This window comes from Nocardiopsis suaedae (assembly GCF_027706745.1).
Classification (GTDB): Bacteria; Actinomycetota; Actinomycetes; order Streptosporangiales; family Streptosporangiaceae; genus Nocardiopsis_A; species Nocardiopsis_A suaedae.
Map to the genome: position 1 here is coordinate 1 of NZ_JAQFWP010000023.1, position 17,027 is coordinate 17,027.

Genomic DNA, 17,027 nt, shown 5'->3' on the forward strand with positions numbered 1-17,027 from the left:
CCTGGAGGCCCACTACCGGGCCCGCCGCCACCACGCCCGCACCGGAAAACACGACCAGGGCAAGGACCCGGGCGGGGGCTCCGATGGGGACGACGGGGACTCCTCCCCACCCCGGGCCGCATAAGCCACCCCAACCACACCCCCCGAGAATGAGCCGAAAGGGCACCCCACCCCCCCGGGGGCCCGGAGCTCCACCCAGCCCCCCGGGGCCATCGAGGGTGGCGGTTCCGCCACCCCGCCTGCTCCCAAACGGTTCATCCACCACACCAGGTGGCCAAAAGCCCTGCCCCGCTCCCGCCATCCCCACCCCCGGCGCCCTGCCGCCCCCTCCCTGCGATGATCTCGACGATAGTGCTGCCAAAATCGCCGGAATGGCAGCACTTTCGTCGAGATCATCGCAGGGAGGGCGTACCGGCCCGTCGGACGCCACGAACACGGGCGACCACGCACCCACGCGCGTGCCACCCACGCGCGTGCCACGCACGCGCGTGCCACCCACCCGCACCGCGAGGAACCCGCCGCCCGGCAAGCAGGCCCGGGCAACCACCCCGCTCACCCCGTCGCCGCCAACCACGGTGACCACGCACACGCCGCGCGGCCGACTGCCCTGCAGGTAGGGGCGCTGACCTTCGTCGTCGCCGCCCTTCGCCTGGCACTTCCGGGGTTCGCCGCCCGGCCGGGGCCCGGGAGCGGGGGACCTGCTGTGCCGCCGCCTCACCCCAAGACGATGGCGCCCGCCAGTACCGGGACGCCGAAGGTCACCGGGCCCGTGCCGGTGGCGTCGGCCTTGCCGCCTTGGCAGCTCGTGCCCTTGAACAGGGCGAACCTGGTCGCCTTCTCCGTCTCCACCGACACCACGCCGCCCTGTTCGGCGTCCAGGCGGCGACAGCCGCCGCCCTCCACCTCCTGGCGGTGGCCGGACTCGAACACCACCACCGCGCGGCCCGGTCCGCCCCGCGTCCCGGCCTTCGCGCCGGCGATGGTGGCGGACATGGTGGCGAGGTTCGCGGAGCGGATCGGCACGGCGGTCCCTTCGGAGCGGCGGGGGTGATGATCACTTGCTGTGATTATCGGTCGCCGTGCGTGCCCAGTCGCCCTCCATGGGAGGTGTGTCGTCCGATCGGGCGAAGTGCCGGGAACTCCGCGCGTCCGTTTTACGTCTCAGGGGGCGTAACGTCGGAAGGAAACGTGACCACCGGCGGCGCTGAGAGGAGGGGGCGCGGGCATGGCCTTCATCTACGCGCTGTTCACCGCGCTCCTCCTCGGTCCGGCCGGGTGGTCCGCCGACGCCGCCGCCCCGCTCGCCGACGGTTCGGCCCCCGTATTCGGCGCGTTCGCCCTGCTCGCCGTCGTCACCGTGAGCACCGCGCTGGTCTGCGCCGTCGTGCGCGGGCTCGCCGCCTGGATCCTCCCCGACTCCGGCGAGGCGCGCCGCGGCTCCATGCGGCGCCGCTCCGACGCCGCCCCCGTCCCCCCGCAGCGCGATCCCGACGCCGCGGGCAAGCCCCGTCCGAGGGCTCCCGGCGCGGTCCCCGCGGCCGCCTGACCGCCGCCCCCGCGGCGGCGCGCGGCCGCGTCCGGCGACCACCAGCCGACCCGCCGCCGAGGGGTTCTCCCATGTACACGTTCGGACCGATCGCGGCCGCCATCGCCGCGGCCTCCACCGCCGTCTCCGCCATCACCGCCCTGCTCGCCCCCCTCTTCGGGGGCGCCGCGGCCGCCGCCGCGGTCATCGCCCTGACCGTTCTCGTCCGCCTGGCCCTGCTGCCGCTGTCCCGCGCCCAGGTGCGCGCCGAGAAGCAGCGCGCCCGCCTGGCCCCGCGCATCCGGGAGCTCCAGCGCGAGCACGGCAAGAACCCGCAGCGCCTCGTCGAGGAGCAGCAGCGCGTCTACGCCGAGGAGGGCACCTCGCCGCTGGCCGGGTGCCTGCCGATGCTCGCCCAGACCCCGGTGTTCCTCGTCCTCTACGGCCTGTTCATCAGCCCCGAGGTCTCCGGCGGCCCCAACGGCCTGCTGGAGCACGCCCTGGGCCCCGTACCGCTGGGCTCCACCCTCGCCGACGCCGTGGCCTCCGGTCCCGGGGCGGTGGCGGTGTTCGCCGTGCTCATCGCCGTGGTCGCGGCCGCCGCGTGGGCCACGCGCAGATGGCTGACCCTGCCCGCGATGCGGCAGAACGGCCAGGGAGCGGACGGCGAGGGGCGGGGCGGCGCACCGGCGCTCCCGGGTAGGGAGCTGATGACCTACCTGCCGTTCATGACGGTCGCCGCCGCCGCGGTGGTCCCGCTGGCCGCCGGGCTGTACCTGGCGACCAGTACCGCGTGGACGGTGGGGGAGCGCCTGCTGCTCAGGCGCCTGGTCAAGGCGTGACGGATGGCCCCTCGCGGCGCCGGGCGGGGTGGGCGCCGGTCGGGTCACCGGTCCTGCCGGAGGAAGCCCCGTCCTTCAGGGCGGGAAAGCACTCCGGTTCCCCCGTAGCGGGACAGTGGGCACGGACCGCCGCTGGGCGGTCGGGAGCCCGATCCCGCGAATGTCGCACCCTGCCGTTAGCTTGGCGCGCATGAGTGCACACGCGACGGAACAGGATGCCGGTCACGCCCGGTACACCTACCGTCCGCGTCTGTCGAACACCGCGCGGCGCGCCCTGATCAAGGAGTGGGGGCGGTGTCCCCCAGGGACAAGAACTCCGCGCGTGTGATGCTGGTCCGGGCGGGTTGGAGCCCGGACGGTGTCGATGGCCTAAGACCGCCCGGGCCGTCGGCCCGGGCGGCTGCCTGAGCCGTGAATCCCCCGCGCACGCCATGGAGGCGGGAGTTCCCCGCCTACAGGCACGGGAGCCTTCAAAGCTTCACGTTCACGCAGGCCAGGCGGTCTCCGGCGGAGCCCGCCTCGCCCTCGCCGGTCTTGGTGTGCTCGTCGTGGATCACCAGCGACTTCATCTCCCCGGGCCGCGGCGCCCAGTCCACGTCCGCGTCGGAGTCGGCGTTGCCGTCGGAGTCGGTGGTGAAGTCCAGCCACACCTCGTTGTCGTCGTTGGCGTACTTCGGGTCGGTCGAGGGCTGCTCGGGGTCCTTCTCGTCCTGGTAGTGCGGACCGGAGTCGCCGGGCTTCTCCCCGCAGGCCCCGGTGTGCATGTGCGCCCCGTAGTCGCGGTCGGGCATCAGCCCGACGACGCGGAGCGAGAACTCGGTGCCCCCGTCCCCGCCGTCCTGGTCGTCGCCGTCCCCGCCGTCCTGGTCGTCGCCGTCCCCGCCGTCCTGGTCGTCGGCGTCCCCGTCCGCGCCCTCCGAGGAGACCGCCAGCTCCACCTGCGCGCCCGCCGGGACCGCGTCCTCGTCGTAGGTCACCGCGGCCGCTCCGTCGGAGTAGGGCTCGAACTCCTCCTTCACGTCCGCCAGCTTCGCCTGCGCGTCCGCCGTGCCGCCGTCATCGTGTTCGCTGGCGTCGGGGGACGACCCCTCTCCCTGGCCGTAGGTGCCCCCGCCTCCGCGGTCGATGTCGTCCCCGGCGCAACCCGCCGCGAGCAGCGGGAGCAGCGCGAGGCCGGCGATCGTCCGGGTCAGATGCCGCGTCAGGTCCATGTCGTCCACCCCTGGAAGAGCCGAGTCGCTGTCGCCGATGGTAGCTACCCTGAGTGCGGGTCGTGACACGCTGAGCGCCGGTCGGGGTGGTGCTGCGCGGGCTATCCGGGGTCGGAGGCGTGCTCCAGCCCGGCTCCGGCCCCAGGGGCGGGGAACGGGGACCGGAAGGTGAACGCTTTGGGCCCCGGGCCGTTCGCCGTCAGCCGTTCGAGCCGCTCGCCGGCCTCGGACAGGGTCGGAAGCGTTCCCGCGGGCACCCACCACAGGACCAGCCCGGGGCGTCCCAGCGGCGCGAACCATTCGCGGCGCCGTCGCAGGTAGTCGAGGTGGCCGCTGTTTCCGTAGGTGTAGGAGCGCAGCGACTCCACGTCCTCCCAGACCGACAGGTTGACGAGCAGGTCCGGGCCGAAAGGGCGGCTGGCGCTGGCGTCGTTGGCCCCTTCGTCGGTGTAGCGCCAGACGAAACCGGGGGAGGCGTCGGCGAGGGCGTTGATCGGGTCCAAGGCGGCGGCGAAATCCGCCATCGAGGGATCGTCCAGGGGGGCCTTCAGGAGGGCGATGTTCAGCTGGGCGAGGTGGGGGGCGCTCATGGGGGACAGCACAGCACGGCCGCGGTTTCTAAGTCAATCATTTTTGTTTTTAGAGATGGCGACACAGCACCCCTTCGGCGACGGGGCCGTCCGCGCGGTGAACCCGCCCCACCGTTCGATCATCCCGCGCACCAGCTCCAGGTTCATCCCGCAGGTCAGCGGCGGGAAATCGGAGGCCAGCGACCGGAACGGGCAGTTGCGCAGGCGGACCTCGCCGCCTTGACCGCAGCCCTGGCCGCCGCTCTCCCCGCCGTTCTCCTCCCTGCCGTTCTCCTCCCCGGCGGCCGGGACGACCGGCTCGTACCCGCACGCGGCGAGCGCCGCCGCGACCTCCTCCAGCCGGGTGGGCCCCTCGGCCCCCTCGGCCGCCGCCGCGCGCCGCCGCCCCTCCTCGCGCGCGACCGCGTACAGCGCCTCCTCGGCCCCCGCCCGCTCGACGGCCTCGGCGAGCAGGCGTGCCGCCGCCTCGTAGTCGCGCGGCGGAAGGTGCAGGCTCACCTCCCGCCCCGAGCGCCGGTACACCTTCGCCGGGCGCCCCGCACCCGGCCCCTGCCGCCCGGTCAGCCGCCGCCGCTCCACCTCCAGCAGCCCGGCCTCGGCCAGCCGGTCCAGGTGGAACGCGGCCAGTGTGCGGGCGACCCCCAGGGCCTCGGCGGCGTCGGCCCGCCCCGCCTCGCCCCGCTCGCACACGTACCGGTAGAGCCTGCGGCGCACGGGGTCCGCCAGCGCCCCCGCCGCGCCGATCGCCGGGTCTCCGGGGGCTTCCTCGGCCGTCATTCCCGCGCGGCCGTCCGCGGCGTCCTGCGTCATCCCCCCATTGTGCGGCGCACCGCGTCGTCGGCGAGGGCGCGCCCCGCCTCGCCGTACAGGTGGTGCACCTCGTCGGCGCCGCGCGCACGGAGCTGCCCGATCTCCTCGGCGTGGGAGACCACCCCCGCCACCACGGGTCGGTGGCCGGTGGCGTCCAGGCTCTCCAGCGCGGCGAGGTTGCCCCGCTGGTGCGGCATGGCCAGGATGACCAGCCCGACCTCCTCGGACAGGGAGAGCCGGTCCCAGAAGTCGGAGTCGGTGGCGTCGCCCTCCACGACCCGGTAGCCCGCCTCGCGCAGCCGCTCCACGGTGGCCGGGTCGTGCTCGACGCCGACGGCGGCGACCCCGTGCGCCTCGCGCAGCCGGTCGTAGGCGCCGCGCCCGACCCGGCCCATGCCCAGCACGACGGCGCGCGCCCCGGACAGGTCGATGGGCCGGTCGCTGGGCAGCAGATCGGCCCGTTCGCGGCGGCGCAGCCATGGTGCGGCGGAGCGGTAGACCTCTTCCCCGTGCGTGTTCAGCGGGGCCGCGACCAGGAAGCTCAGCGCGACGGCCAGCGCCAGCGCCGACAGCCAGTCGTCCGACAGCCACCCCTGCGCCGCCGCCGACGCCACCACCACCAGCCCGAACTCCGAGTACGTGCCGAGCGTGGCTCCCGCCAGCAGGGAGGTGCGCCCGCGCAGGCGCAGCCCCAGGAACAGCGCGGTGAACAGCGCCCCCTTGACGGGCAGCAGGAGCAGCAGGCCGACCGCCAGGCCCACCGTCTCCCAGGCGGGCACTCCGGTCAGCCCGATGCTCAGGAAGAACCCGACGAGGAACAGCTCCTTGAGCGAGAACAGCGTCTTGGCCAGGGCCGGGGCGTTGGCGGCCGGGGCCAGCAGGACGCCCAGGACCAGCGCCCCCAGGTCGCCTTTGACCCCCACCAGGTCGAACAGGCCGTACCCGAGCACCAGCGCGGCCGCCACCCCGAACAGCGCCTGCATCTCTCCGTGGCCGATGCGGTCCAGCAGCCGCCGCAGCAGCGGGGCGGCGGGGATCAGCAGCGGCAGCAGCAGTGCCCACGGGCTGGGCCGGGTGTCGGTGGAGGCGGTGATGAACACGACGGCGAACAGGTCTTGCATGATCAGCACGCTGATGGCCAGGCGGCCGTAGAGCGACCCCATCTCGCTGCGGTCCTGCAGCACTTTGACCGCGAACACCGTGCTGGAGAAGGACAGGGCGAACCCGAGGAGCAGCAGGCCGGACCACGCCGTTCCCTGGAGCAGGGGCAGGCCGGCCAGCCTGAGCGCGCCGAGGGCGATCGCGGCCAGCGGGACCGAGACCACCATGTGGGCGCCCGCCGCGCCCCACACCTCGGGGCGGAGCAGGCTCCGCACGTCCAGTTTCAGGCCGATCGTGAACAGCAGCAGCGTCACGCCCAGGTCGGCGACGGCCTCCAGCTCGGGGGTGAGCCCGTATCCCAGGCCGTTGAGCGCGAACCCGGCGGCGAGGAACCCGACGAGCGGCGGCAGCCGTACGGCGGTGGCGGCGAGGCCCCCTGCGAAGGCGGCGCCGATGAACGCGGCTTCCATGTCCCCCCTCCCTTCCGGTCGCCTGCCGCCCTGGGCGGGGCGCCGGGGCCGCCGTCCCCGCGCGGCCGGTGACCGCTCCGCGGCGGTGCGGGCGGTGCGGCGTACGGACGGGCGTTAAGAGATCGTATGGAATCTCGTACGCCCCGTATACCGCCTGCGGACCCGAATGTAGAATCCGCGCCCCTTTGAGGCACCGCCCTGCGCAGGGCGAGGGGACGTGCGTCGCGCCGCAGCCCGGGGGGCCGGGCGCACCCGGCGTGTCCTTCACGGACGCGTACGATCGGAGCGCCTATGAGAACCATCAGCCGCGACGGCGAGCACGAACTCGACATCAAGAAGTCCCGCTTCCTCTGCGCGATGGCGCGCGTCGGCTCAGAAGACGGGGCGCGCGCCTTCATCGCCCAGCGGCGCAAGGCCCACTGGAGCGCCAACCACAACTGCAGCGCCTACATCCTGGGCGACGACGGCGGAATCCAGCGCTCCAGCGACGACGGCGAACCCTCCGGCACCGCCGGGGTCCCCATGCTGGAGGTCCTGCGGCACCGCGGTGTGACCGACGCGGTCGCCGTGGTCACCCGCTACTTCGGCGGCGTCAAGCTGGGCGCGGGCGGCCTGATCCGGGCCTACGGCGGCGCCGTGTCCGCCACGCTCGACACCCTCGGCCTGCTGGAGCGCCGCACCCTCCTCGTGGTCGCGGTGATGGCCGACTACCTGCAGGCCGGGCGCCTGGAGAGCGAGCTGCGCTCCTCCCCCTACACGGTGCGGTCCGTGGAGTACGGCGCCGACGTGCGCATCGACGTCGCGCTGAGCGAGGAGGAACTGGACGGCTTCCGCGCCTGGCTGGCCGAGGCCACCGCAGGGCAGGCGGTCTGCGAGGTCGAGGGAAGCACCGTCGTGGAGGTCCCGCCGGAGCCCCGCACCGAGTAGGAGCCCGCGCGGATAGGCCCGCGGACCCCGTGTTGATCTCGGGAGAAACGACGCTACCGGTCCACTTTTAGAGGCGCTTTTCCCGAGATCAACGAGGCAGGGGCAGCGATCGGTGGCGGGGCGCGAGGCCCGGCTCCCTGCGGCACGTCCGCCTATCCGTGCGCTAAGGGGGCGTGTTCCCCGCGCTTCCCGCGTTCTAGGATTCGGTCTACGGAACGTCGTCCTAGGGAGTGGGCAATGCGCACCACGCGGTGGGCCCCGCGGGCGGCCACCGCGGGCGCCGTGTCCTTCACGGCGGCCGTGCTCCTGGGGAGCACCGCGTGCACCCCGGACGAGCCCGACCCGCCGGACGCCTCGCCCCAGCCCCTTCCCACCGCCTTCGACGGCGAGCGGCCGCCGGGCGTCATGGGCGACCCGGTGCGGCACATGCACGGCCCCGGCGCCGACGGCCCCGACATCCTCGACGACGACATGGGCGTGCGCATCCAGGCCCTCGGCGACGCGTTCCTGATCAGCTCCAACAGCGAGGAGCGCCACCTGCTCCAGCGCGCGTCCGACGGCACGACCCTCTGGCAGGGCGGGCAGCGGGTGGACGGCCTCACCCGCACCGCAGAAGGCCGCCCGGCGCTCCGGCTGACCGGCGAGGGCGGCGCGAGCGTGGTCGACGACGAAGGCGAGACCGTCTGGGAGGGCGGCGGCCGCGAGGTGTACGTGCCCGGCTTCTCGGTCCGCCGCCCTGAGGAGTGGTCGCCCGACGACCCCTACGGCGCGTTCGCGGTGAGCGGCCCCGGCGGCGGCGAGCCCCTGTGGGAGTACACGTTCGAGGCGCCGGACGGCGCCGGCGACGAGGAGGACGCGGACGGCGCCGGTGACGGAGAGGGCGACGAGGACACCGGAGGAGACGGAGGGGATGGAGTGGCCGAGGGGGACGACTCCGCGGGCTCCTCTGCTCCGGACCCCGAGCGGATGGGCGTGCCCGTCGCCGCCGACGACGGAGTCCTCCTCTTGGACGACGGCGCCGGGCTGCTCCAGGCGCGCGACCCTGAGGAGCCCGACGAGCCCCTGTGGAGTGTGACCGGGGACGATGCCGACCTCTTGGGCGACGGCGCGGTCCCCCGCCCGACGCCGCGGGTCGTCGGCCACTACCCGCTGCCCGCCCCCGAGGAGGGCTCAGCCGGGGACGCGTCACCCGAGGACGCCTCACCCGGGGACGGCGCCTCGGACGAGGGCGGGGAGTCCCCCTCCCCGGACGAGGGGACCGCCGACGACGGCCCCGACGCGGCCGTGCGCGGGGTCCTCGTCCGCTGGACCCGCCCCGAGGAGCCGTCCCTCCTCTCCATGCACGACCTGCACACCGGCGAGGTCGTCTGGACCCTCCAGGAACCCGGCACCAACCCCGCCGACCCCGACTTCGCCCCCGACCCGCTCGCCGGGGCCGTCTCCGACCCCGAGACCGGCACCCTCCTGCTCCCGCAGGCCGGCGGCCGGACCCCGGTGGCCGCGCTCGACACGGCCACCGGCGACCTCCTGTGGGAGTTCGAGGGCGAGGACGAGCGCGCCCTGTCCGTCGCCTTCGCCGCGGGCGGGTTCGCTTACGCGGACGCGCGCGGCGCCGATGACACCACCCAGGTCGTCCTGGAGGCGCGCTCCAAGGACGAGGCCGCCGAAGGCCTCGACTCCTCCGTCGAGGCGGTCAGCGCCGACGGCTACGCGGTGGTCGTGCACGACCGGCAGCGCTTCGTCTTCGCTCCGGCGGACGCGCCGGACGGGGAGTGAGCCCCGCATCCGGCGGGCCGTGAGGACTGAACCCGCGTTCTCCGGGCACGTGGTCCCCGACACACTCTGCGCACCCCGCTCTGCCAGCCGCAGAACCCCGTTCTATAGCATCTCGGAGTATGGACATGCCGGACAGTCAGACGGGCGGCGACCCGGTCCCGGGATCCGCGTTCCCCCACGCGTCGCGTGAGCAATGGCGGTCGCTCGTGGCCGGGGTGCTGAAGAAGAGCGGCGTCGAAATCGGACCGGAGGCCTCCGAGCCCGAGGCGATGCTGGCCTCGGCCACCTACGACGGCATCACCCTCAGCCCCCTCTACACCCCCGACGACGCCTTCGACTCGGGCTTTCCCGGCCTGTCCCCCTTCACCCGGGGCGGGCGCCCCGAGGGCGCCGCCGCCTCCGGGTGGGAGGTGCGCCAGATGCACGTCGACCCCGACCCCGCGCGGGCCCGCACCGCCGTGCTCGCCGACCTGGAGAACGGGGTCGGCGCCCTGTGGCTGCGGGTCGGCGACGGCGGCCTGTCCCCCTCGGCCCTGCGCGAGGCCCTCACCGACGTGTACCTGGACATGGCCCCGGTCCACCTGGAGCCCGGCGCCGACCACCGGGCCGCCGCCGACGCCCTCCTGCAGGTGTGGGCCGACGCGGGCGCCGACTCCGGAGCCGTCGGCGGGCTGGGCATCGACCCCTTGGGCATCCGGATGCGCGGGGTCCGCGCCGACCTCGCCGACGCGGCCGCCACCGCCCGCGCGCACGCCGACCGCCACCCCCGCCTGCTGCTGATGGCCGCCGACGCCACCCCGGTGCACGACGCGGGCGGCTCCGAGGCCCAGGAGCTGGGCACCGCCATGGCGGTCGGCGCCGCCTACCTGCGCGCCCTCACCGAGGCCGGGATGGGCCTGGCGGAGGCGGCCGCGCGCATCGAGTTCCGCCTGGCCGCCTCCGCCGACCAGTTCCTCACCATCGCCAAGCTGCGCGCCGCCCGCGCCATGTGGGCGCGGGTGGGCGAGGCCTGCGGCCTGGCCGAGCAGCACCGGTCGATGCGGCTGCACGCGGTCACCTCGGCGGCGATGATGACCCGCCGCGATCCGTACGTGAACCTGCTCCGCACCACCCTGGCCTGCTTCGGCGCCGGGGTCGGCGGCGCCGACGCGGTCACCGTGCGCCCCTTCGACTCCGCCCTGGGGCTGCCCGACGGGTTCGCCCGGCGCATCGCCCGCAACACCCAGGCCCTGCTGGTGGAGGAGGCCGGCCTGGCGCGGGTGATCGACCCGGCCGGGGGGTCGTTCTTCGTCGAGCGGCTCACCGCCGACCTGTACGACAGGGGGTGGGCGTTCTTCCAGGAGCTGGAGGCCGGCGGCGGCCTGCCCCGGGCGCTGGACTCGGGACTGCTGCGGGACCGGGTCGACGAGGTGTGGGAGCGCCGCCGCGACGCCGTGGCCCACCGCGCCGATCCCGTCACCGGCGTCAGCGAGTTCCCGCTGCTCTCCGAGGAGCTGCTGGAGCGCGAACCCGTCCCGGCGCCGCGCGCCGACGAGGCCGAGCGGTCGGTGCTGCCCGCCCGCCGCTACGCCGAGGAGTTCGAGGAGCTGCGGGACGCCGCCGACGCGTACCGGGACGCCACCGGCGCCCGCCCCGCGGTCTTCCTGGCCACCCTGGGTCCGGTGGCCGCGCACACCGCCCGCGCCGCGTTCGCCGCCAACCTGCTGCAGGCCGGGGGGATCGAGCCGGTGGGCGGCGGCACGACGGGCGGCCCGGCCGAGGCGGCCGAGGCGTTCGCCGGCTCCGGGGCCCAGGTGGCCTGCCTGTGCGGCAGCGACGCGCTCTACGACGAGCACGCCGCCGAGGCGGTCGAGGCCCTGCACCGGGCCGGGGCCCACCGCGTGCTGCTGGCCGGGAGGCCGGACGGGGAGCACCGGGCGGCCGGTGCGGACGGCTTCCTCCACGCCGGGGCCGACGCCCTGGGCCTGCTCAAGGAACTGCACGAGACGCTGGGGGTGGGGCGATGAGCACGGGTGCGGGCGGCGGCCGGGAGGCCATCCCCGACTTCAGCACGGTCCCGCCGGGCTCCACGGCCCCGGCCGCGGGCGCCTACGGCCCGGAGGACTGGCGGGCCGCCCTGGCCGAGGCCACCGGGAAGGGCCCGGACGCGTTCGTGTGGGAGACCCCCGAGGGCATCGGGGTGCGGCCGCTGTACACCCCGGCCGACACCGAGGGGCTGGGCTTCGTGTCCGGCTACCCGGGCATCGCCCCCTACCTGCGCGGCCCCTACCCGACCATGTACGTCAACCAGCCGTGGACGGTGCGCCAGTACGCGGGCTTCTCCACCGCCGAGGAGTCCAACGCCTTCTACCGGCGCAACCTGGCCGCCGGGCAGAAGGGGCTGTCGGTCGCCTTCGACCTGGCCACCCACCGCGGCTACGACTCCGACCACCCGCGCGTGTCCGGCGACGTGGGCATGGCCGGGGTGGCGATCGACTCCATCTACGACATGCGGCAGCTCTTCGACGGCATCCCGCTGGACCGGATGAGCGTGTCGATGACCATGAACGGCGCGGTGCTGCCGGTGATGGCCCTGTACATCGTCGCCGCCGAGGAGCAGGGGGTGCCGCCGGAGAAGCTGGCGGGGACCATCCAGAACGACATCCTCAAAGAGTTCATGGTCCGCAACACCTACATCTACCCGCCCGCGCCGTCGATGCGGATCATCTCCGACATCTTCGCCTACACCTCGAACCGGATGCCCCGGTTCAACTCCATCTCCATCTCCGGCTACCACATGCAGGAGGCGGGGGCCACCGCCGACCTGGAGCTGGCCTACACCCTGGCCGACGGGGCCGAGTACATCCGCGCCGGGCGCGGCGCCGGGCTGGAGGTGGACGCGTTCGCGCCCCGGCTGTCGTTCTTCTGGGCCATCGGCATGAACTTCTTCATGGAGGTGGCCAAGCTGCGGGCGGCCCGGCTGCTCTGGGCCGACCTGGTGCGGGGATTCGGCGCGCAGAACCCCAAGTCGCTGTCGCTGCGCACGCACTCGCAGACCTCGGGCTGGTCGCTGACGGCCCAGGACGTGTTCAACAACGTGGTGCGCACCTGTGTGGAGGCGATGGCCGCCACCCAGGGGCACACCCAGTCCCTGCACACCAACGCCCTGGACGAGGCGCTGGCGCTGCCCACCGACTTCTCGGCGCGCATCGCCCGCAACACCCAGCTCGTGCTGCAGCAGGAGTCGGGCACCACCCGCAGCATCGACCCGTGGGGCGGCAGCCACTACGTCGAGCGCCTCACCGCGGACCTGGCGCGCCGCGCCCGCGCGCACATCCGGGAGGTGGAGGAGGCGGGGGGCATGGCCGCCGCCATCGACGCCGGCATCCCCAAGATGCGCATCGAGGAGGCGGCCGCCCGCACCCAGGCGCGCATCGACTCGGGCCGCCAGCCGGTCGTCGGGGTCAACAAGTACCTGCCGGACACCCCCGACGAGATCGAGGTCCTCAAGGTCGACAACAGCCGGGTGCGGGCCGAGCAGCTGGAGAAGCTGCGGCGGCTGCGCGAGGAGCGCGACGAGGACGCGACCCGCGCCGCCCTGGAGCGGCTCGCCGAGGCCGCGGCCAAGGAGCCGGGCGGCGGGACACTGGAGAACAACCTGCTGGCGGCGGCGGTGGACGCGGCGCGGGCCAAGGCGACCGTGGGGGAGATCTCCGACGCCATGGAGCGGGTGTTCGGGCGCCACTCCGGGCAGATCCGCACCATCCAGGGCGTGTACCGGGAGGAGGCGTCGTCGGCGAAGGGGGCCGCTGAGGCGATGGAGAGCGTGGCGGACAAGGTCGCGGCGTTCGAGGAGCGGGAGGGGCGCCGCCCCCGCATCCTCGTCGCCAAGATGGGCCAGGACGGCCACGACCGGGGGCAGAAGGTGATCGCCACCGCCTTCGCCGACCTGGGCTTCGACGTGGACGTGGGCCCGCTGTTCCAGACCCCCGGGGAGGTGGCCGCCCAGGCCGCCGAGGCCGACGTGCACGTCGTCGGGGTGTCGTCGCTGGCGGCGGGGCACCTGACGCTGGTCCCGGCGCTGCGCGAGGCCCTGGCCGCGCACGGGCGGGAGGACATCATGGTCGTCGTCGGCGGGGTGATCCCCCCGGCCGACCACGCCGCCCTCGCCGAGATGGGCGCGGCCGCCGTCTTCGGGCCCGGGACGGTGATCGCCGAGGCGGCGGGGGGACTGCTCGACCGGCTCGCCGACGAGCTGGGGCACGGGTGAGCGGGCGCCGGATCGACGTCGGCGCGCTGGCCGAGGGCGTCCTGGCGGGCCACCGGCCCACCCTGGCGCGGGCGATCACCCTGGTGGAGTCGCGGCGGCCGGACCACGCCGAGCGCGCCCAGGAGCTGCTCGTGCGGCTGCTCCCGCACGGCGGGAAGGCGCACCGGGTGGGCATCACCGGGGTGCCCGGCGTCGGCAAGTCGACCTTCATCGACGGGCTCGGCACCGCGCTGACCGGGCGCGGCCACCGGGTCGCGGTGCTGGCGGTGGACCCCTCCTCCACCCGCACCGGGGGCAGCATCCTCGGGGACAAGACCCGGATGGCCCGGCTGGCGGTGGACCCGGACGCGTTCGTGCGGCCCTCGCCCACCGCCGGGACGCTGGGCGGGGTGGCCCGCGCCACCCGGGAGACCATGGTGCTCATGGAGGCCGCCGGGTTCGACGTGGTGCTGGTCGAGACGGTGGGCGTAGGCCAGTCGGAGGTGGCGGTCGCCGGGATGGTCGACTGCTTCTGCCTGCTGACCCTGGCCCGCACCGGGGACCAGCTCCAGGGCATCAAGAAGGGCGTGCTGGAGCTGGTCGACGTGGTCGCGGTGAACAAGGCCGACGGGCCGCACGCCGGCGACGCCCGCAAGGCCGCCCGCGAGCTGGGGCGGGCGCTGCGCATGCTGCGCCCGGTGCACGAGGTGTGGCGGCCCCGGGTGCTCACCTGCAGCGGGATGACCGGCGACGGCCTGGACGACGTGTGGCGGGCGGTGCTGGACCAGCGCGCCGCCCTGGAGGAGTCCGGGGAGTTCGCCGAGCAGCGCAGCCGCCAGCAGGTGGAGTGGATGTGGTCACAGGTGCGCGACCGGCTGATGGACCGCCTGGTGCACGACCCCGGCGTCGCCGCGGAGGTGCCCGGCCTGGAGGAGGCGGTGCGCTCGGGCGAGCGGACCGCGACACAGGCCGCCGAGCGCCTCCTGGAGCGGTTCTCCCGGGGCTCCGGCGGCCCACCGGGCGGCGGAGGATGACGCAGGCCACAGCGCACACGGGGTTCACCGGGCCGTGCGCGGACGAAAATAACTTCCGAATCGGCATTCCCGTCGGGCCGATCGGCTAATACCGTGGGTGGTCAGGGATGCGCGCGCGACCGGCGAGGGGAGCCGGGCGCCCACCCGGCGTGACGGGTCGGGCGGCCTCGGCCGCGCGGTCGGGCGGTATGGGGACCCCTCACCATCAGTGAGGCTGGGAGGAGTGAACGTGCACAGGCTTGGGCTCGGCACCCGGGTCGAGAACCACACCGTGATCGTCACGGTGGAGGGCGATCTCGACATCGCGACGGCCGGGGATCTCCAGGAGCATGTGACGGAGGCCGTGGGCGAGCACGGGCCGTGGCTGATCCTGGATCTGAGCGCGCTGGAGTTCATGGACTCCAGCGGGCTGAACGCCGTCATCCACATCTACCGCGCGGTCAAGGAGCGGGGCGGAAGCCTCGCGCTCGCCGCGCCCAACGACCGTGTGACCAAGGTGGTCCGGCTGGTCGGACTGCACCGGCAGGTGCCGGTGCACCGCACCGTGCCGGTGGCCGTGAGCGCGATGAAGGCGCTGGAGGCCAAGCAGGCCGGCTGACCCCCGATCGAGGCACGCCCCGTGGACCTGTCCTGGAACCACAACGCGCACTACCACGGCCTGCTGCTGGACCGGGTCCCCCGTCCGTGCGCCCGCGCCCTCGACGTGGGCTGCGGGGACGGGCGTTTCGCGCGCCTGCTGGCCGGGGCGGCCGGCCAGGTGGACGCGATCGACCCGGACCCCCGGATGGTGGACGCCGCCCGCTCCCGGACCCCCGACCGGCTCGACGTGCGCTTCACCAAGGCGGCGCTGGGCGAGATCGACCTCGAACCCGGCGCCTACGGGTTCGTGTCGGCGATCTCCTCCCTGCACCACCTCCCGGCCGCCGAGTTCGGCGACGCGCTGCGCCGCCTGGAGGCGGCGCTGGCGCCCGGCGGCGTGCTCGCGGTGCTGGGCCTGTACCGGGAGGAGACCGCGAACGACCGGGCGGCCTCGGCCGCCGTGCTGGTGCCGCAGTGGGCGGTGGGCGGGGCGCTGGCCGCCGGCCGCGCCCTGGCCGGGGTGCCCGACCCGGCCGAGCCGGGGATGCCGGTCGCCGAGCCGGAGATGGGCCTGCGCCGCATCGCCGCGGAGGCGGGCCGGGTCCTGCCCGGCGTGCGGGTGCGGCGGCTGCTGTTCTGGCGGTACCGCCTGTTCTATACCCGGCACTGACGCCGGCCGCGCCTGGGGCCCCGGGGGCCGCTCCGGCGATAGTGTCGCCGCATGGCCACACCCGACTTCATCCTGCGGCTGCGCAAGCACGTCGGCCACGAGAAGCTGTTCCTCACCGGTGTGACGGGGGTCGTCATCGGCGACGGCGCCGTCGGCGACGAGGGCGCGGTGCTGCTCCACCGCCGGGCCGACGACGGGGCCTGGTCGCCGCCGGGCGGCATCCTGGAGCCGGGTGAGCAGCCCGCCGAGGCGCTGGTCCGCGAGGTGGAGGAGGAGACGGGGATCGTCGCGGTCCCCGAGCGGGTGGCGAGCGTGGTCACCGGGGACCCGTTCACCTACGCCAACGGGGACGTGGTGCAGATCGTCGACGTCGCCTTCCGGTGCCGCCCCGTGGGCGGGCGGATCCGGCTGGACGAGGACGAGTCGCTGGAGGTGGCGTGGTTCCCGATGGACGGCCTGCCGCCCATGGCCGACCGCGTCCTCGACCGCGTCCTCCGCGCCCACGAGAACGGCCGGGCCTGGTTCGTCCCGGCTAAGGGGAGCGGGCAGGAGGGGGCGACCTGATGGCCCCCTGAGAGGGCGTGCACCGGGTCGGCCGTGTGTGCCTTTGTCGCCGAGGACCGGCTCAGAGGTGAGAAGGGCGACCGGCCCCGGCTGACGCAGGGCGACCTCCGCCACAGGCTCGATCTTCATCCGCGGCAGAGCCCACTCGAGCCTGGGGAGCCTGATCCGCTCATGGGTGACTTCTACGATGGTGTGGGCGCTGATGACGATCTCGCTCCCGGTGTCGTTCAGCTCCTTCAGCATCGCCGTGGTCTTCCGGTCGCCGTCCACCCAGCCGGACAGGCCCTGTGAATCCAGCACAGCGGTCTCGTACGGTCGGGTCACGCCGCTTCCTTGTCGGGCTTGTCGGCGAACGCTGCATACAGCCGTTCGCGGGCCTCTTCGAGCTCCTCTTCGGTGAACTCTCCGTGCTCCTCCTCGTACCGCCGCAGGTCCTCGGCGAGGAGTTGGTGTCGGATCTTTCTGGAAACCGCTTCTGCTACGTATCCGGAGATGTTGTCGGTCACTCGGCGCAGCTCCTCGACCTGATCGGTCGGGAGTGTCACCGTGATGCGCGTGGTGTCGGCCATGCTTTCAGCCTCCTCGGGTATGCGCGCCGTGTCCGGAGGATCGAAGGATTCGTGCCCACTCGACCGGAACGGGCCCGGCCCGGTGCCGGAGCACCGGGCCGGGCCCGTGCGCGGGCCGGGCGGCCTCGGCC

At 74.5% G+C, this 17,027-nt stretch carries 16 protein-coding genes; 10 read left to right on the top strand and 6 right to left on the bottom strand.

The genetic code is table 11. The features are described from left to right. Positions 1–714: 714 nt before the first annotated feature. The gene (locus O4U47_RS13720) at positions 715–1,023 is read right to left on the bottom strand and encodes a phosphatase (protein ID WP_270678228.1); all 309 of its coding nucleotides are present in this window, start codon (positions 1,021–1,023) and stop codon (positions 715–717) included. A 202-nt stretch (positions 1,024–1,225) separates the two neighbouring features. Here O4U47_RS13720 and O4U47_RS13725 point away from each other — a divergent pair, with 202 nt between their 5' ends. Then, positions 1,226–1,546, top strand: coding sequence for a DUF6412 domain-containing protein (locus tag O4U47_RS13725; RefSeq protein ID WP_270678229.1), 321 nt, complete (start codon positions 1,226–1,228; stop codon positions 1,544–1,546). Positions 1,547–1,617: 71 nt separating this feature from the next. After that, positions 1,618–2,367, top strand: a complete 750-nt coding sequence (locus O4U47_RS13730; protein ID WP_270678230.1) for a YidC/Oxa1 family membrane protein insertase — start codon at positions 1,618–1,620, stop codon at positions 2,365–2,367. Positions 2,368–2,837: 470 nt separating this feature from the next. Here the strand turns inward: O4U47_RS13730 and O4U47_RS13735 are convergent, their stop codons facing one another. The 4 genes from O4U47_RS13735 to O4U47_RS13750 all read right to left on the bottom strand — a co-directional run bounded on the left by O4U47_RS13735 (position 2,838) and on the right by O4U47_RS13750 (position 6,549). Then, positions 2,838–3,578, bottom strand: a complete 741-nt coding sequence (locus tag O4U47_RS13735) for a superoxide dismutase family protein (protein WP_270678231.1) — start codon at positions 3,576–3,578, stop codon at positions 2,838–2,840. Positions 3,579–3,679: 101 nt separating this feature from the next. Then, on the bottom strand, positions 3,680–4,168 hold the full coding sequence (locus O4U47_RS13740) for a DUF3291 domain-containing protein (protein ID WP_270678232.1): 489 nt from the start codon (positions 4,166–4,168) through the stop codon (positions 3,680–3,682). Positions 4,169–4,201: 33 nt separating this feature from the next. Continuing rightward, positions 4,202–4,978 (bottom strand): helix-turn-helix transcriptional regulator, encoded by a 777-nt coding sequence (locus O4U47_RS13745; protein WP_270678233.1) that lies wholly within the window; start codon positions 4,976–4,978, stop codon positions 4,202–4,204. Further along, positions 4,975–6,549, bottom strand: a complete 1,575-nt coding sequence (locus tag O4U47_RS13750) for a cation:proton antiporter family protein (protein ID WP_270678234.1) — start codon at positions 6,547–6,549, stop codon at positions 4,975–4,977. Before O4U47_RS13750 ends, O4U47_RS13745 begins: the two co-directional genes overlap by 4 nt. Before the next feature lie 291 nt (positions 6,550–6,840). On the opposite strand from O4U47_RS13750, the gene O4U47_RS13755 reads away from it, so the two are divergent. The 8 genes from O4U47_RS13755 (at position 6,841) to O4U47_RS13790 (ending at position 16,327) form a co-directional block, all read left to right on the top strand. After that, positions 6,841–7,476: a YigZ family protein gene (locus O4U47_RS13755; protein ID WP_270678235.1), complete on the top strand. Its 636-nt coding sequence runs from the start codon at positions 6,841–6,843 to the stop codon at positions 7,474–7,476. A 237-nt stretch (positions 7,477–7,713) separates the two neighbouring features. After that, entirely contained in the window at positions 7,714–9,252 is a 1,539-nt protein-coding gene (locus O4U47_RS13760; RefSeq protein ID WP_270678236.1) for a hypothetical protein, read from the top strand. A gap of 119 nt (positions 9,253–9,371) precedes the next feature. Then, positions 9,372–11,258 carry a methylmalonyl-CoA mutase family protein gene (locus O4U47_RS13765; RefSeq protein WP_270678237.1) on the top strand — a complete coding sequence of 629 codons (1,887 nt, stop codon included), beginning with the start codon at positions 9,372–9,374 and terminating at the stop codon, positions 11,256–11,258. Then, entirely contained in the window at positions 11,255–13,501 is a 2,247-nt protein-coding gene (scpA, locus tag O4U47_RS13770; protein WP_270678238.1) for a methylmalonyl-CoA mutase, read from the top strand. Before O4U47_RS13765 ends, scpA begins: the two co-directional genes overlap by 4 nt. Further along, positions 13,498–14,514, top strand: coding sequence for a methylmalonyl Co-A mutase-associated GTPase MeaB (gene meaB, locus O4U47_RS13775; protein ID WP_270678239.1), 1,017 nt, complete (start codon positions 13,498–13,500; stop codon positions 14,512–14,514). The genes scpA and meaB overlap by 4 nt, the downstream gene beginning before the upstream one ends. 229 nt (positions 14,515–14,743) lie before the next feature. Next, on the top strand, positions 14,744–15,112 hold the full coding sequence (locus O4U47_RS13780; protein WP_017626093.1) for an STAS domain-containing protein: 369 nt from the start codon (positions 14,744–14,746) through the stop codon (positions 15,110–15,112). Positions 15,113–15,133: 21 nt separating this feature from the next. Further along, positions 15,134–15,763, top strand: a complete 630-nt coding sequence (locus tag O4U47_RS13785) for a class I SAM-dependent methyltransferase (protein ID WP_270678240.1) — start codon at positions 15,134–15,136, stop codon at positions 15,761–15,763. Between the two features lie 51 nt (positions 15,764–15,814). Then, positions 15,815–16,327: an NUDIX hydrolase gene (locus O4U47_RS13790; RefSeq protein WP_270678241.1), complete on the top strand. Its 513-nt coding sequence runs from the start codon at positions 15,815–15,817 to the stop codon at positions 16,325–16,327. A gap of 320 nt (positions 16,328–16,647) precedes the next feature. Here O4U47_RS13790 and O4U47_RS13795 read toward each other — a convergent pair whose 3' ends face one another. Beyond that, the gene (locus tag O4U47_RS13795) at positions 16,648–16,896 is read right to left on the bottom strand and encodes a type II toxin-antitoxin system CcdA family antitoxin (RefSeq protein WP_270678242.1); all 249 of its coding nucleotides are present in this window, start codon (positions 16,894–16,896) and stop codon (positions 16,648–16,650) included. Positions 16,897–17,027 lie beyond the last annotated feature (131 nt).

What these genes read in the sequence shown, in the direction of transcription:
- O4U47_RS13725 (WP_270678229.1), top strand. Translation starts at nt 1,226, where the DNA reads ATGGCCTTCATCTACGCGCTGTTCACCGCGCTCCTCCTCGGTCCGGCC.
- O4U47_RS13730 (WP_270678230.1), top strand. Translation starts at nt 1,618, where the DNA reads ATGTACACGTTCGGACCGATCGCGGCCGCCATCGCCGCGGCCTCCACC.
- O4U47_RS13735 (WP_270678231.1), bottom strand. Translation starts at nt 3,578, where the DNA reads ATGGACCTGACGCGGCATCTGACCCGGACGATCGCCGGCCTCGCGCTG.
- O4U47_RS13740 (WP_270678232.1), bottom strand. Translation starts at nt 4,168, where the DNA reads ATGAGCGCCCCCCACCTCGCCCAGCTGAACATCGCCCTCCTGAAGGCC.
- O4U47_RS13745 (WP_270678233.1), bottom strand. Translation starts at nt 4,978, where the DNA reads ATGACGCAGGACGCCGCGGACGGCCGCGCGGGAATGACGGCCGAGGAA.
- O4U47_RS13750 (WP_270678234.1), bottom strand. Translation starts at nt 6,549, where the DNA reads ATGGAAGCCGCGTTCATCGGCGCCGCCTTCGCAGGGGGCCTCGCCGCC.
- O4U47_RS13755 (WP_270678235.1), top strand. Translation starts at nt 6,841, where the DNA reads ATGAGAACCATCAGCCGCGACGGCGAGCACGAACTCGACATCAAGAAG.
- O4U47_RS13760 (WP_270678236.1), top strand. Translation starts at nt 7,714, where the DNA reads ATGCGCACCACGCGGTGGGCCCCGCGGGCGGCCACCGCGGGCGCCGTG.
- O4U47_RS13765 (WP_270678237.1), top strand. Translation starts at nt 9,372, where the DNA reads ATGGACATGCCGGACAGTCAGACGGGCGGCGACCCGGTCCCGGGATCC.
- scpA (WP_270678238.1), top strand. Translation starts at nt 11,255, where the DNA reads ATGAGCACGGGTGCGGGCGGCGGCCGGGAGGCCATCCCCGACTTCAGC.
- O4U47_RS13790 (WP_270678241.1), top strand. Translation starts at nt 15,815, where the DNA reads ATGGCCACACCCGACTTCATCCTGCGGCTGCGCAAGCACGTCGGCCAC.
- O4U47_RS13795 (WP_270678242.1), bottom strand. Translation starts at nt 16,896, where the DNA reads ATGGCCGACACCACGCGCATCACGGTGACACTCCCGACCGATCAGGTC.